General features: G+C 49.1%; 13 protein-coding genes. 10 read left to right on the plus strand and 3 right to left on the minus strand.

Going from position 1 to position 15,158, the window contains the following annotated elements; genetic code table 11:
• Window positions 1-313 precede the first annotated feature (313 nt).
• On the minus strand, window positions 314-2,392 hold the full coding sequence (locus tag Enr17x_RS10315) for a HEAT repeat domain-containing protein (RefSeq protein WP_145308398.1): 2,079 nt from the start codon (window positions 2,390-2,392) through the stop codon (window positions 314-316).
• Window positions 2,393-2,696: 304 nt separating this feature from the next.
• Here Enr17x_RS10315 and Enr17x_RS10320 point away from each other — a divergent pair, with 304 nt between their 5' ends.
• From Enr17x_RS10320 to Enr17x_RS10345, 6 genes are all read left to right on the plus strand, one after another.
• Complete coding sequence (locus Enr17x_RS10320) at window positions 2,697-3,437, plus strand: hypothetical protein (protein WP_145308400.1); 741 nt, start codon at window positions 2,697-2,699, stop codon at window positions 3,435-3,437.
• Between the two features lie 27 nt (window positions 3,438-3,464).
• Window positions 3,465-4,286, plus strand: coding sequence for a formylmethanofuran dehydrogenase subunit C (locus tag Enr17x_RS10325; protein WP_145308402.1), 822 nt, complete (start codon window positions 3,465-3,467; stop codon window positions 4,284-4,286).
• Window positions 4,287-4,325: 39 nt separating this feature from the next.
• On the plus strand, window positions 4,326-5,987 hold the full coding sequence (locus tag Enr17x_RS10330) for a fatty acid CoA ligase family protein (RefSeq protein ID WP_145308404.1): 1,662 nt from the start codon (window positions 4,326-4,328) through the stop codon (window positions 5,985-5,987).
• Window positions 5,984-6,985: an NAD-dependent epimerase/dehydratase family protein gene (locus Enr17x_RS10335; RefSeq protein WP_145308405.1), complete on the plus strand. Its 1,002-nt coding sequence runs from the start codon at window positions 5,984-5,986 to the stop codon at window positions 6,983-6,985. The genes Enr17x_RS10330 and Enr17x_RS10335 overlap by 4 nt, the downstream gene beginning before the upstream one ends.
• Before the next feature lie 186 nt (window positions 6,986-7,171).
• Window positions 7,172-8,758, plus strand: coding sequence for a phosphoenolpyruvate carboxykinase (ATP) (pckA, locus tag Enr17x_RS10340; protein WP_145308407.1), 1,587 nt, complete (start codon window positions 7,172-7,174; stop codon window positions 8,756-8,758).
• Window positions 8,759-8,989: 231 nt separating this feature from the next.
• Complete coding sequence (locus tag Enr17x_RS10345) at window positions 8,990-9,739, plus strand: DUF7873 family protein (RefSeq protein ID WP_145308409.1); 750 nt, start codon at window positions 8,990-8,992, stop codon at window positions 9,737-9,739.
• A 496-nt stretch (window positions 9,740-10,235) separates the two neighbouring features.
• On the opposite strand, the gene Enr17x_RS10350 is transcribed toward Enr17x_RS10345, so the two are convergent.
• On the minus strand, window positions 10,236-10,754 hold the full coding sequence (locus Enr17x_RS10350; protein ID WP_145308411.1) for an endonuclease V: 519 nt from the start codon (window positions 10,752-10,754) through the stop codon (window positions 10,236-10,238).
• A gap of 87 nt (window positions 10,755-10,841) precedes the next feature.
• On the opposite strand from Enr17x_RS10350, the gene Enr17x_RS10355 reads away from it, so the two are divergent.
• The 3 genes from Enr17x_RS10355 to Enr17x_RS10365 all read left to right on the plus strand — a co-directional run bounded on the left by Enr17x_RS10355 (window position 10,842) and on the right by Enr17x_RS10365 (window position 13,225).
• A complete protein-coding gene (locus Enr17x_RS10355; protein WP_145308413.1) occupies window positions 10,842-11,141 on the plus strand; it encodes a hypothetical protein in 300 nt (99 codons plus the stop codon).
• Between the two features lie 16 nt (window positions 11,142-11,157).
• Window positions 11,158-11,760, plus strand: coding sequence for a DUF6940 family protein (locus Enr17x_RS10360; RefSeq protein WP_145308415.1), 603 nt, complete (start codon window positions 11,158-11,160; stop codon window positions 11,758-11,760).
• A gap of 157 nt (window positions 11,761-11,917) precedes the next feature.
• Window positions 11,918-13,225: a hypothetical protein gene (locus Enr17x_RS10365; RefSeq protein WP_145308417.1), complete on the plus strand. Its 1,308-nt coding sequence runs from the start codon at window positions 11,918-11,920 to the stop codon at window positions 13,223-13,225.
• A 12-nt stretch (window positions 13,226-13,237) separates the two neighbouring features.
• Here Enr17x_RS10365 and Enr17x_RS10370 read toward each other — a convergent pair whose 3' ends face one another.
• On the minus strand, window positions 13,238-14,173 hold the full coding sequence (locus Enr17x_RS10370; RefSeq protein ID WP_145308419.1) for a hypothetical protein: 936 nt from the start codon (window positions 14,171-14,173) through the stop codon (window positions 13,238-13,240).
• 222 nt (window positions 14,174-14,395) lie between these two features.
• On the opposite strand from Enr17x_RS10370, the gene Enr17x_RS10375 reads away from it, so the two are divergent.
• Entirely contained in the window at window positions 14,396-14,782 is a 387-nt protein-coding gene (locus tag Enr17x_RS10375) for a hypothetical protein (RefSeq protein WP_145308421.1), read from the plus strand.
• Window positions 14,783-15,158 lie beyond the last annotated feature (376 nt).

The following is a 15,158-nucleotide window of genomic DNA, read 5'->3' on the forward strand; positions in this document are numbered from 1 at the left end:
GGTGCGCTCCGGGTTTGGCTGAGACGAGACGAGTGTTTACATCATTGGTAAAGTCACTTTAACTAGAATCGCAACAATCATGCCACAGTTTCGGTAGAGCTAGTTGCCTTGGTTGATTTCCGCAGAGAAACTGTCATCCACACAGAATGCACTGATAAAAGGTAAGGAATATGCGGGTTTTCATTGCGCAAACGTTATTCCATTATCAGACAGCCGAGAAAGCAAGCCGTCGACGCGCGAGATTGACGTTGTTTTTTCTCAACATGACACAAGCTTGTGTTGAGAAAAAACAACGGAATTAATAAACAGAGAATCAGCTTCCCAACTTTTTCAGTGCTGCCTCAGCCGCTTTTTTGACGCGTGGGTCTTTATCTTTGGTCGCAGTTTTCAGTGCCTGTTTGATTTCAGGAGTATTGATACCAAAATCTCCCAGGCTGATTGCTGCTTCGAAACGGGCATCAGGATTAGGATGTTTGGTTACAAGCTCTGTTAATCCAGGAGCTGCTGCTTTTGCTCGTTGAGGGCTTGGATCAATTTTGGAGAGTGCCCAAAGAGTGATCGTGTTTTCATCATCACTATTTTTAGTGAGCTCTTTTTCCAGAAGGGGAACTGCTGATTCAGCTGCTTTCCCAAATCGGGCTAATGCATAAGTAGAAACTACGCGTAACATCTGGTCATCGGAACTCACGTAGGGAGTGATCAATGGGATGGCAGAAGCGGCCTGTGGCCCAATTTCAGCCAGAGCCGTAATTAGCTCAAAGACGACGGCTTGATTCTGTTCCGTCTTGAGGGCATTCGTTAAATTGGAAGTTGCTGATTCTGCCAGAGGGCCTGAAAGCGAGATTGCATTGGCTGCTTCTCTACGTAGCAGAGGGTTTTCATCGGCAAGAACCTTAATCAATCCTGGCAAGGCGGATTTGACGGTAGCGGGATCAGTAGGGTTCGCTCTCAAGAGTGCCCAGGCACAAACCAGGCGAAACCGTTCATCTTCGTTTGTAGATTCAGCATACTTTTTAATGATCGGCAATACTTTTTTACTGCCGATTTTTGAGAGTGCATAGACGGCAGTATTTCTGGTCTTGCCTTTCGAATCTTCCAAGATTTTCAGAAGTTCCGGCTCGACGGAGATTGCCGCTGGTCCCATCTCTCCCAGGCTGATAATCGCGGTTTCGCGAATGTCAGCATCAGGAGAATCTGTAAGCTTTAACAGTTCCGGAATCGCTGCTTTGGAGGCAGCTCCAATCTCACCCAAGACATGAATTGCCAGTAATTTCAAAGGAGAGTCTTTGGCTAACATTTCATTTAAGGCGGGGACCGATGCTTCGCCAATGGATGCCAGCGCGGAAGCGCCGGTGAGTGTTAATGCAGTTGGTCCTGCCTGCATGGCAGATGAGATTTGTGGGACAGCAGCTGAGGCATCTGGTCCAATTTCTCCCAAGGCAGTTGTCGCGTCGAGTTTGACATTCAAATCTGAATCGGAGAGTAGTTTGATTAAGTCTGGCACTGCCGATTTTGCGTCTGCTCCAAAATCCCCAATGGCAATCGCAGCCTGTGCACGTACAATGGGAGAGGAACTAGTCAGTAATTTGGTTAAGGCAGGGACTACTTCCTCTGGCTTGGCATTGATCGATCCCAATGCATGAGCCGCGCGCCAGACGAGAGCCTGATCTTTCGAGTTCAGTAACTTCAGTAACGTGGGGACCGCTGTTTCGCCTCGCGATCCCATTTGCGCTAAAACGTCGCAGATCTTTTCACATTCAGAGTGTTGGTCTGCAGCGTGTTCTTTCTGCAATTTTTCCAGCAATGGTTTTACTGCCGGTTCTCCGATTTCAGAAAGGGCGACGGCTGCGTCTGACCGGACTTCATTAATCGAAATATTCAGACTGCTGAGTAGTGCCTTGATTACCTGACTCTGATTATCCTTGTTTTCAGGATCGACAGACCAAAGCGCCCAGGCCGCCGCAACTTTGATGTAGGAATTGTTGCTGTCTAATAGTGGCACGATATTTTTTGCTGCAGGTTTTGATGCAGGCCCAATGAGTCTTAAGGCTTTCAATGCATTAAACTTGAGTATGACGGAGTGACCTCGCAGGAGCTTTGTCAGTTCAGGAATAGCTGGGGCAGCAGCCGGGCCAATATTGCCCAGAGCGATAATGGCTTCACTTCGCGACGAGACTGAACCTTCTTTGACCACACGAATCAGAGCAGGGATTGCAGGTTTGGAAACTGGACCAAGTGTACCGAGTTGATGCGCTGCTAATGCCTGCTTCACTTCATTCTCACTATCTAACTCAATAATCAGCGAATTGATGTCAGGGGTTTGTGCAGAGACGAAATCGGGAGTGAGTAGATAAATTCCTAAAAGAAGTCCTGCTGTTAATAGCTGACGCATGAGTTTAGTTCCTGCTAATCATCGTTGCGAATACCAGCTTTTTCGAAAGGAAAAGAATTCAGATAACCTTCACAAGAAAGACTGGCGTAATTGAAAGGAGAACATTAGACTATATTATTATAGATATCATGATCTGAGTTCAAAAATCAAGTAATTCTGCTCAGATTCATCAGGAAAACATATAAGCCTTCCTGACAAGAATAGAAAAATTCATGTCGAGGGTGGTTTCTTGTCAATTTATGCTCAGAGGTGCGAGATGAGAACAGTGATACGCAAATTGACCTTTTTTGGAATGTGTTTGATCATGCTGTTTTCAGCAGGGCATACGGCAAGCGCTGCTGGCCCATTTTTCCCCCGACAGACTGTTTATAATTTTGGCGGAGGACTCAGCCCCGCTGTCTATTATGGAAATCGCTGGGGCTACGGCGGTGGTTATTATGGAGGGGGTTATTACGGTGGGAATTGGGGAGATACTCGCTCTGCTCTGATTCGCGCACAAGGACAAGCCGCAGAGTCTCGAGCAAAAGCGATGGTTAACTACCAGGAAGCCAACAGCAAGTATATTGAAAATCAAAAGAAACTGGCTGAGACTTATGTCGCACGACAAAAGGCACAGCGGGAGTCGATGCATGAGCAGGCGGCGATCAAAGAAATGCAAGCGCAGCAGCGGCAAGCAGCCATGGAGAAACAGGCTGAGAAAAATCGCAAAATGCGCGAGTCAGGTTTGAGCCCTTATCTGAATGCATCAGCATCACAAGATAAAGAAACATTGAGTTCCAGCCAGTTGAACCCAGCGACAGGTGAGATTTCCTGGCCTGAATCTCTGATGGGTGATGAATACAAAGCATCGCGCGAAAAAATGCAGGAGTTATTTTCTTTGAAAAATTCAACAGGCGTCACTTCCAGCCTCTCTTCAGAGATTGAAAGTGAAGCTATTGTCATGAAGAATATTCTCCGCGGTCAAATCCGGAATATGCTTCCCAATGATTATCTGTCTGCACGAGGATTTATTGAAGGTCTGGCCAACATGGGCAAGACTGCATAACGCAGGCTGATAAAGAAACAGTTCCGAATGGCTCTCACGTTTACACTCCAGCAAGCGCTCACAGTTCCTCTTGAAGTGAGTTCAGTGAATCATCCCTCTGTGAGTGGGCAATCGGTCGATCAGATTCGCAGTCTGCCTGTGTTACAGGGGAATCGTCAGATGACAGTTGGCGATTTTTTTGACGTGCAACAAACTTCGAGCGACGAAGATTTAATGGTCTGGTCCGGAGATTGTTCGCGCGTGAAATATATTGGTTCCGGTCTGGACAAAGGACGGATTCGCGTGGAAGGCAACGCAGGAATGCACCTGGGCGCCGAAATGACGGGCGGCGAAATTCTGGTGGAAGGTGATGCCGCGGACTCGATTGCGACCGAAATGAAGGGGGGCACAGTCTGCATCAAAGGCAACGCCGGCGATCTGGTGGGTGCTGCCTATCCCGGAAGTAAACGAGGTATGAACGGCGGGACGATTCTGGTTCATGGTAATATTGGCAATGAAGCAGGCCACCGCATGCGCCGGGGCACGATTGTGGTCGGAGGCACTTCTGGGGAAGCGACAGGTTTTGACATGATTGCCGGTTCAATTTTCTCATTCGGGAAAATGGGCAGACGATTAGGAGCTGGGATGCGCCGCGGTACTATTGGTCTATTTGGTGAGTCTGATGAGCCGGAACTGCTGCCGACGTTTCAATATTCGTGTGTGTATCGACCGACGTGGCTTTCTTTTTTTCTGAGAGAGTTGAGAGCCACTGGGTTTCCGGTTTCCGATGATTGTTTTGAGAGCGAATACCGTCGATACTGTGGAGATTTTCTGGCTCTTGGCAAGGGGGAGATTCTGGTTCGCCAGTGATGAGTGCCGCTCCTTTTGACACACGCGTTCCTTTTGCTCATGTCTACACAACGTAATATTGCCGACCGGCTCCATCAGTCAGCTCAAGCCTGGCCTCATCAAAAAGCAGTTGTCTTTCCGGCAGGAAAAGATAAACAGGGGCGTTATGCTTACAGTAGTATGACGTTTCAACAGCTTGATCAGGAGAGTGATCGGCTGGCCCGCGGCTTGATTCAGCTTGGTGTGCAACCTGGAACGCGGATGGCATTAATGGTGCGTCCCAGCCTGGAATTCATCGCACTTACCTTTGCGTTGTTCAAATCGGGTGCTGTGATTATTCTGATCGATCCCGGCATGGGCGGAAAAAATATCATTCGCTGTTTATCGGAAGTCGAACCCGAGGGGTTCGTGGCGATTCCACTGGCGCAGCTGATTCGCAAACTGAAACGACGCTCGTTTCCCAAAGCCCGTTTGAATGTGACTATGGGCAAACCGGTTTTGACATCGGGGATTGACTATCAATGGTTACTCGGCGGAAACTGGGAACCGTTTGAGATGGTTCAGCGGACGATGACCGACCCGGCTGCAATTATCTTTACCAGTGGGAGTACCGGCCCGCCTAAAGGGGTGGCGTACGAACATGGAATGTTCTGGTCGCAGGTCGATCTGTTACGCGATTATTATCAGATTCAGCCAGGCGAAGTCGATCTGCCGGGTTTTCCTCTGTTTGCTTTGTTCAATTCCGCGATGGGTGTCACGACGGTTGTTCCCGATATGAATCCGACGAAGCCAGCACAGGTACACCCGGAGAAAATCATTCAGCAGATTAACGATCAGGGGGTGACGCAGGCCTTTGGTTCACCGGCCATGTGGAACCGGATCGGCCGTTATTGTGAACGGCATCAGATACAACTGCCTTCGTTAAAGCGGGTCCTGTCTGCGGGAGCGCCAGTTCCCGTGCATGTGATCAAACGCATGCGGAAAACGTTTGTGAATCCGGAAACGGATATCAATACACCTTATGGCGCCACCGAATCGTTGCCGGTCGCTTCGATTTGCGGAAGTGAGGTATTGGAGGAGACTTCAGCTCAGACCGCCTCCGGTGCCGGGACCTGTGTGGGAACTCCCTTTCCGGGAGTACAGGTGAAAATTATTGAAATTCACAACGAGCCGATTGCGTGCATCGAACAGGCCAACGAACTTTCCCCAGGGAATATCGGAGAAATCATCGTACAGGGGCCGATGGCGACGCGCGAATATTTTCAACGACCTGAGGCAACTCAACTGGCGAAAATACCTGATGGCGAGCGATTCTGGCATCGGATGGGAGATGTCGGTTATCGTGATGCGGCCGGCAAGCTCTGGTTCTGTGGTCGCAAAGCACATATGGTCCATACTGCAAGCGGGCCGATGTTTACGATTTGCTGTGAAGCGATTTTTAATCAGCATCCGCACATCTATCGCAGTGCCCTGGTGGGAGTCGGCGCAGCAGGGGCACAGAAGCCGGTGATCATAGTGGAGCCAGAGCAGGGGGACTTTCCTGAAAGCCAGTCCGCCCGCGATCAGCTGACACAGGAACTATTGGCGTTAGGGCAGGCCAATCCCTTGACCGAGTCGATTGAAACAATTTTATTTCATCATTCGTTGCCTGTAGATATTCGGCATAATGTAAAAATCTTCCGTGAAAAACTGGCACCCTGGGCAGAGAAACAGATCCGATGAACGTACTCGTTACCGGGGGAGGCGGCTTCCTTGGTCTGTATATTGTGGAGCAACTGGTCGATGCAGGGGAGACGGTCCGCGTCTTCTGCCGTGGTGAGTATCCGCGTCTTCAAGAACTAAACGTGGAAACGGTCCAGGGAGATATTCGTGATGCGGAAGCTGTCTTGCGGGCCTGTGAAGGAATCGAGACGGTTTATCATACGGCAGCGGTCTCCGGTATCTGGGGAGCGTGGGATTATTTCTACAGCATCAATACGCAGGGAACACTGAATGTTCTCGAAGCCTGTCAAAAGCAGGGCGTGACTCGCTTGGTTTACACGAGCTCTCCCAGTGTGGTTTATGACGGAGCCGCGCATGAGAACGCGACGGAAAAATTGCCGTACAGCGAGCATTATCTCTGTCATTATCCGCATACTAAAATGCTTGCGGAAAAAGCAGTTTTGGCTGCCAACGGAGAACAGGGTCTGGCGACGGTGGCGCTTCGACCGCATTTAATCTGGGGGCCTCGCGATAATCATTTGATTCCCCGATTAATTCAACGCGCCAAATCCGGTCGCTTGCGACAGGTGGGAGACGGGACCAATCTGATTTCGATGAGCTACGTAGAGAACGCCGCCGCTGCGCACTTACAGGCGGCGGCCCGGTTGTTTGCTGATTCTCCTGTGGGTGGGCAGGCTTATTTTATCAATGAGCCGGAACCGGTTTTAATCTGGGAGTGGATTAATCAGCTGTTGAGTCTGGCAGGATTGCCGCCGGTACAAAAAAAGATTTCCGTGAAAGCGGCCCAGCGGATTGGTGGCGTTCTGGAATTTGTGTACCGTATGCTGCATCTGCCTGGTGAACCGCCGATGACGCGATTTCTGGCATCACAATTGAGCAGTTCGCATTATTACGATATCAGTCGCGCCCGGCATGATTTTGGTTATCAGCCCATTGTCGATTTTGAAGAAGCGATGCGGCGCATGGAGCCGGAATTGAAGCGTCTCGCTGCACAATAGTTCTGGAAGATTTCCCTCACAAATGCTTTCAAGAAATTGGACACAAAGGTGGGAATCTCTCTTGGTGAAAATGCTGATAGAGATTAAACTTGCGGCGAATTGCACCGATCAGTGGCTTTTCTGAATCCAGCGCGCTCAGGGTGCGGAAGGTCTCATTAATTTCAATAACGTGAATGGAGTGGCAAAATGGAGTCGTTCGATCTGTCCGAGCATGGAATCAATGTGGATTGGGTGATGCGAAATCCCGATCCCTCGATGCTGTATGAAGAAGCAATTCGTTTTGAACCTGGTGCTTCCATTTCAGATACGGGCGCCTTGATTGCTTACTCTGGTGAAAAGACAGGCCGTTCTCCTAAAGATAAACGCGTCGTCAAACATAAAAGCTCGGAAGAAGATATCTGGTGGGGCGATGTGAATTACCCCCTTGATCAGCATGCCTTTTATTGCAACCGGGAACGGGCCACCGATTATTTGAATATCTGCCCGCACTTGTATGTGATTGACGCCTTCGCCGGCTGGGACCCTGAATATCAGATTAAGGTGCGTGTGATCTGCTCGCGTCCCTATCACGCGTTGTTTATGCATAACATGCTGATTCGTCCGACCGAAGAACAACTGAAAGATTTCGGTAAACCTGACTATGTGATTTATAACGCGGGCACGTTTCCCGCCAACCGTTTCACAACCGGCATGACGTCCAAAACCAGCGTGGACCTGAGTATTGAAGACGGCGAGATTGTGATTCTCGGAACCGAATACGCGGGGGAGATGAAGAAGGGTATTTTCACAGTGATGAATTACCTGATGCCCAAACGCGGGATTCTATCGATGCACTGCTCGGCGACTGCTGATAAGCAGACGGGGCGTTCTTCGGTTCTATTTGGTCTGTCAGGTACCGGAAAAACAACGCTCTCTGCTGATCCGAAACGATATCTGATTGGCGACGACGAACATTGCTGGACTGATAACGGCGTATTCAATATTGAAGGTGGCTGTTACGCGAAAGCCATTTATCTTTCGCGGGAAAATGAGCCGGAAATCTTCCAGGCACTGCGTTACGGTTCGGTATTAGAAAACGTGGTGTATGATGAATCGCACCATCACGTCGATTTCAACGATACCAGCTTCACACAAAATACACGCGGCGCGTATCCGATTGAGTATATGCCCAGTGCCAAAATTCCGTGTGTTTCCGACCATCCGACTGATGTGATTTTCCTCACCTGTGATGCATTTGGGGTTTTGCCCCCGGTCAGCAAGCTGACCCCAGCGCAAGCCATGTATCATTTTATCAGCGGTTACACTGCGAAGGTCGCAGGCACAGAAATGGGTGTGAACGAACCCGAGGCGACGTTCTCTCCCTGTTTTGGCGGGCCGTTCCTGGTCTGGCATCCGGGAAAATATGCGGATCTGTTGGCAGAAAAGATTACGAAGTACAACGCGAATGTCTGGCTGGTCAATACCGGCTGGAACGGCGGCGCGTACGGCGTGGGGAATCGGATCAGTCTGCAGCACACGCGGGCGATTATCGACGCCATTCATTCGGGAACGCTGAATCACGCGCCAACCGAAGTCGACCCGATTTTTGGAACGGCGACAGTGACGAAGTGTCCTGATGTTGATTCCAAGATGCTGGTGCCTCATAATTCCTGGGCAGATCAAAGTGCCTACAAAGCGACCGCAATTAAACTGGCAACCAAGTTTAACGAGAATTTCATGAAATACGCGTCCGGTGTTTCGGAAGAAGTTCTCGCTGCGGCGCCGCGGGTTTAGTTTCCGCAGGGAGATCACCTGACAGGAACGTGTTGCCTGTCAGGTAGTATCTGATCGGCTCTGTTTTTGCGACTTGTTTCTCTCTGTTGCGTGGTGATGAAATGCGGATTACGGTACGATTTCTATTGACTGCGATCTGAATCAAACCGGCGTGCATGCTTGACATTTATACAATGACTTGTTCGAATTCGAAAAACAAAATCGATTAAAACAAGAAGAAGGAAATGTAGAATGTCAAAACTCAATCAAATCATTGCCGTTGCTAACGGCAAGAAAACTAAGACCACGCGCGAGATCACGGAATCCTACAAGAAAGTTCAGAAGTCTGCCCTGTTTGAAGGAATCTCGCGGACTTATCAGCCCATTGATGACGAGGGGGAAACGTTCCCGCCGGAAAAGAAAAACATCCAGTATTCTGTTCCGAAAGCCATTGAAGAGGTCTCGAAATCTCTGGCTGGTTTATTTGATATTGTGGCGACGCAGGATTGGGCGAATACCCAGGCCAAGGCCGATATTGTCGTTGATGAGCAGACTATTCTGAGCGATGTGCCTGTGACTTATATGCTGTTCCTGGAGAAGCAGTTACAGGACGTACAAACTTTTGTTTCGTCACTCCCCGTGCTTGATCCTGCTGAAAACTGGCAGTGGTCGGACGCCGCAAACTGCTATGGCAGCGAAGTCACGCAAACCAACAAGACTAAAAAGGTCTTGCGAAACCATGTGAAAGCGGAAGCGACCGAACACCATCCCGCGCAGGTGGAGACCTACAGCGAAGATGTTGTGGTTGGAAAATGGAACACAATCAAATTTTCGGGCGCGGTGCCGGCGACTGAAAAGAACTCGATGCTGGAACGCGTGGGGCGGTTGATTGATGCGGTCAAATTTGCACGCGAGACGGCCAACATGACGGAGGTGACCTCGGTCGATGTATCGCGGCCAATCTTCAACTATCTGTTCCAGACGACGATCTCGGCTGAATAAGCCGCGGATTGCAAACGTTTCTGTATCTGGTATGATACGTTTTAAGAGTCGCACTCACAATCGTAGAGTGCAAGATTTAGTATCAGGCTCAAACTGATCTGTTCGCAGCATTGAGTTGCAGGTTCGAGTCCTGCCCTCGCCACATTGAGAATGTTTTTCTGGCGAGGTAGCCCAATGGCAGAGGTAGATGTCGCGAACACAAATGAAGTTTAGATTATCACTCTAGACTCATTTGCACTGGTTGTTGTCTCGACTGCCGGAAGTAACTACTCGAAAATGCGAGTTCGATTCTCGCCCCCTTCACTTATGTGTGCTAATCAAGCGTGTAATTGACGTTTGAAATCTTGAAGGGGTGGACTTAATGGTAAGGTCGTTCGAGCGATAGATTAAACGAAGGCTTAAACGGATACTGTCAACGACCAACGACTGAAAGTCAGTGCATCCACGCCCACCACGGCAAGGTTAGACCTGTGGTGGGCACTTTTTTTACAGCCACTCAGGTTTCAGTTATTTCGTCGTCTGCTCTACAGATCTGGTCAACACGTTTGAGCAGCGTGGGGAAACGAAACGCTCCGTGCATCGTGGTGATTTTGCATTTTGCCTCGGAGAGTGAAATGCCGAGAGAAGTCACGTAGAGTGGATTCTGACTTTCTCCCCGATAGATGCGGGTTTCATCGGGGGTATTCGCGAAACGAGATTTGGCGACACCGATGACAGGAATTTGCTCGTTCAGCTGGTGAAAGAGGTGCGCTCCCAGGCCGGGCCGTTGGTCCTGTCCCAGCGTAACGAAGCCGTCGATGACGATGGTTTCCAGAGGATGGTCAATGTCATGAATCAGTTCCAGCAGGCAGGGAAGTTCTCGTTTGAAAAAACTGCCGGGTTCGTAAGGAGCGATCTGGGGAATAGTTTTTACCAGAGTTGCTTCAACAGCATCCGATTCCCATTCTTGAAACAAAATGCCAGCTACCTTCGCGAAATCATCGTCTCGGTAATGTACGTCGAGGACCAGTTTCAAAATATAAGGCTTTCATTAACGGCTATTATAAGTAAGATATGCTGATTTCAGGCAAGCATTATCAACTGCTAGAGGAATTGTGATTGAATGCTATCGTTGCTCTTTCCCTTTGGGATTTATATTGGGATACCGTTGTTTGCCTTGATCATCATTCATTGGGGAAAATCGAAGGCCTTTCTGGTCTTTGTCGCTGCATGGTTTTTGGGTGGTATCTTGGCGTCAGAACGGTTGATTCAGATGGAAGTCCATACACCGGATTCTGATCTGGATATTGTGTTTGGTATCTTTCTTTTGAGCCATGGATTTCTGTTAGGCATCTATTATGGGCTGATCATACTGGGATATCATCTGTTTCACAAATTGATAAAAAAGTTGATTCAGCCATGAAGAGAAGGGGTGATGGATGTGGAATGTTCAAGTCAATCAGCCGACTGACCATCGCATTCTCAGATTCACCGTTGAGAATGAATCTGATCCCGTCTCGTATGCGGACGTTCTCAATCTCTGGCAGCAGGACACGGAATTTTGCGCCTGGTTCGTCTCTGTGTTAGCAGACGCTCCTTTTTCTGCTTTTCGCTGGGAGACGCCGCCTGTCTCGACGAAAACTATCGACAGACCCTTTGAATTCGTGCTGATTGACAGCCCGGGGCTGGCAGAATATCCGGACGAAAAGACATTCGCGACGCATTTTTGTGATGCTGATGATACCGGGGTCGTTGTTTTTCCGAATCTGAGAAAAGATGCGACTCTGGTGGTGCCTTGCCCCCTGGTCGCGGCAACGGCCTACGGGCATCTGGCGGCTTTTATTCGCGAGGCTCCTGAACTGCAGAAACGGGAATTGTGGAAAGCCGTTGGTACGGCAATGCAGAAGCGGTTCAGTTCAAAACCGGTCTGGCTGAGTACTGCGGGGGCCGGTGTTTCCTGGCTGCATGTTCGGCTCGATGATCGTCCTAAGTATTATCACTATCAAGCATATCGAGGGATGGAATCGAATGGATTCAATTAAGGCATATCCCTCCACATTTGCCATCTTGAATTATCTCTAACTCGTTGTGGAGAAATGCGCTATGTTGAATTGGTCTTGACAGAAAATGAAATTCTTTCGTACTCTGCCGCAGCTTTTTCTGACTTCTCTCCCATCTATCTTTCAGGCAATTCCGATCATGAATTCTGACAAGGGCTCCTCTGTAAAACAACCTGCGACAGCCCCAAAACAGGCACAACGGGTATTGGGAGTTTGTTATGGCGGGGGGCATGTTTTGATGCTGATTCCAGTATTGGAGCATCTCCGGTCATTGGGCTATGAGGTACATGTGCTTGGGCTGACAGCCGCTGGCATTCCCTTAACAGAGGCCGGTTTTGAACCGTTGGGCTTTCTGGATTTTTTAAAGGATGACGATACCCGGGCGATTGAACATGGCAAACGGCTGGCGGAGAAAATGCACTGTGATGGTAAGGTGGTTTCGCTGGAAGAGTCGATTGCGTATCTGGGATTATCCTATGCTGACCTGGAAGATCAACTGGGAGTTGAAGAAGCTGGCGTGGAATTTGAGCGGCTTGGTCGGCAGGCGTTTTTACCCGTCAGTATTTTGAGACGCGTATTTGATCAGGTACAACCTGATGTGGTGATTACTACCAGTTCCCCCCGTGCGGAGCTGGCTGCTGTAAAAGTGGCGGCAGAACGGAAAATTCCCTCAGTGGGAATGATTGATCTGTTTGGCGGTCAGGTGATTGGTGGCAGATTGTTGACGGATATTCTTTCCGATTATGTCTGCGTTCCTTTTGAGGGAACCATTCCGGTTCTGAAAGAATGGAATGTGACGCGCGATCAGATGATGATTACCGGCAATCCCAATTTGGAATGGGTAACGAAAGTGCCTGCGGTTCAAGATCGAAGCTGGCGTGAACGACATAATCTTAAAGAGACCGATATCCTGGCACTATATGCGATGCAGCCGGAAACAAGAGACTACTGTGATCTGGTCGAAGACAGTCTGGTTCAGGCCGTCCAACAGAATCCGAATTTGAAAGTGGCGGTTCGTGCGCATCCCTGTCAGCCGGACTCGGATGCACAGCTGGTTCTGGATCGGTTAGGTGATGCCGGGCTGCCAACGTTTTCGGATTCACTGTCTGAGTTGATCTATGCGTGTGAATTACTGGTCACGGGAAATTCGACGGTGGCATTGGAAGCGGTTCTGTTGGGACGCAAGGCGGCGTTATTTTATATCAATGAAGATTTGCTGGCACACGGACTGCCGCTGCATCTGTATTACGACTGGGTTACATTTTCGACCGAAGTCGCACATGGCGCACGTGCGATTTCACAGGTGACCTGCGAAACGATCCAAGATCAACAGCAACGCAGGGCGAAAGTTTGTAAAGACTGGCACTGTGACGGAAAATCACATATTCGGATAGCGGAGGTGGTTGTGAATGCGATCGAGTCGAAGAAGAATCGAAATGTTGCTTAGGTCTTTTGCTGTTCAAAATTCTTCAGTGAGTGATGCAAGTGCCTGCCTGACGTCTTCTCTTGTGCCCACAGCGACGAACACACGAAAGGGATATTCGCCGGCAGGGATTCCCTGTTTGTTATGTACGCGGAAGACGCAGTTCCACTTGACGACCTTAGCTGCTGGAAAACGGAAGCGGCCGTAACCGGCGTGTTTGAAACCGGGAGAAGGTTGTTCGGGAGAAAAAACGCCCATCGCGTACTGGCCATCTTTGGTACTCAGGATCACTGGCAGGTTTTGTTCACCGGGACCGTCATCGATGGGGCTCAATTTGCCCGATTTCGGGTTTAAAGTCCAGAACGTTTCAAACTCGGGGGGCATATAGCCGGTGAGTGCTTCAAACTGAGCAAAGGTGTGTTGCTCGCCGGGAGGAACGGTAAACGTGGTTTTGTATTCGATGACATTATCATGATTCTGATAGCCGATGCGCACCTGTTTGGAAATCAGATGATCCGAGAGAACTTTGTCATTCAATGCCGGCCTGTCCGACGATTTCTGGCCGGGGGCTAACCAGAATGCCATACGGGTTGTTGTCTGTAATTCATTTCCAGCTGCGCGGAGCGAAAGCAGTTTGCTGGACGAGGTGGCCCCGACGCCATCGGAACGGGAGCCGGCTTCGGTCGGGTTAAAGCGTTCTGCCCAGAATTCGCCGGGCAGGCTGCAATTGAAACTGGCGGCGGACTGCAGTTGCCGACCGTGGTCGAAACTGTCGATGAATTCTTTCCCGTTCCAGGTGAGGGAATGAATGGCGCCCGCCAGCCGATTCGTGGTGGTGATGACAATTTCAGAGTTACCCGCTTTATAGCGGATAATCGCGTTGCCGTCAGGGGGATTATCTGCGAGTAATACTTGAGCGAATCCGATCGCGCAGAACAAAAACAAGGTGGTTTTGAAATAGCGGACGAGCATGTTGAATTCCCGTATTCTGAGATGGATGACCTTAAGATCATAGATTGTATTTGATCTAAGTGGGATCTGAAATGGTTAGATTGATGTGTATGAGTGAAATATTGGCTCCTGTTCGGCTGATGAAATAGAGAAGCTGGTGTTTCAGATCTTAATTCAGGATAATTACATGGATAAAAATACAATGCCATTGATGAATTTTCAGTAGATTAGAATGGGGCTGGTATGGTTGGGAGAACGCAGATTATCAAGGGAGCCTTGATACTGTTTCTGGTTGCTCTAATTTCATCGCTCATCTTACTGGTCGTAATTCTGCAAAACTCATTTCGCGCGATGCGGGAATTTTCAGATTTGTGGAATACGTCAGATACCCTGATGCATTATGTGAGACAACAAAAGAAATGGCCGGAGGAGTTCGAAAATCTGAATGAGACGTTCCCAGTCTACAGGCCAGGGTTTAATGCCGAGGATATGGTGTCGCTCAAAGAACAGGTCGAGGTAAATTTTGACATTGATTTCAGCCAGCCTGCGCGATCGGATGAGTGGTTTGTGCGTCTCAAAAGTGGCCGTATGCCGCTGGAGCAAAAGAACGCCAATGGATCGCATTCGTGACGCTGTGAGCAAGTTGTATGCGGAATAAACTGGTTCTCAAGCAGATAAAATATCAATGGCATCCGGTAAACATTTTAATAACCAGGTTCGTGGTCTTCCACATTCTTTAGATTTGCCAGTCTCTCCTCGATTTGGTCAATTTTAACACAGGCAGTCACACCGAATCCCTAATCTGTGATTGCAATCATCCAGATTAAAAAATTCATGTCGACTCCCCTTAAGAAGAGAATTTCGAATTCATTGCGTGCGGCAGCATCAATAATGTGGCACTCAATCTTCTGCTGAGTATACTTGCAATTGACTCTATATTAAAGAGGTAAAACAGTGCCGAGTTCAACAGGTGTAAAGCGAGAGCAGGGCACTAAGAGGACTAAGC

The sequence above is a fragment of the Gimesia fumaroli genome (assembly GCF_007754425.1).
GTDB lineage: Bacteria > Planctomycetota > Planctomycetia > Planctomycetales > Planctomycetaceae > Gimesia > Gimesia fumaroli.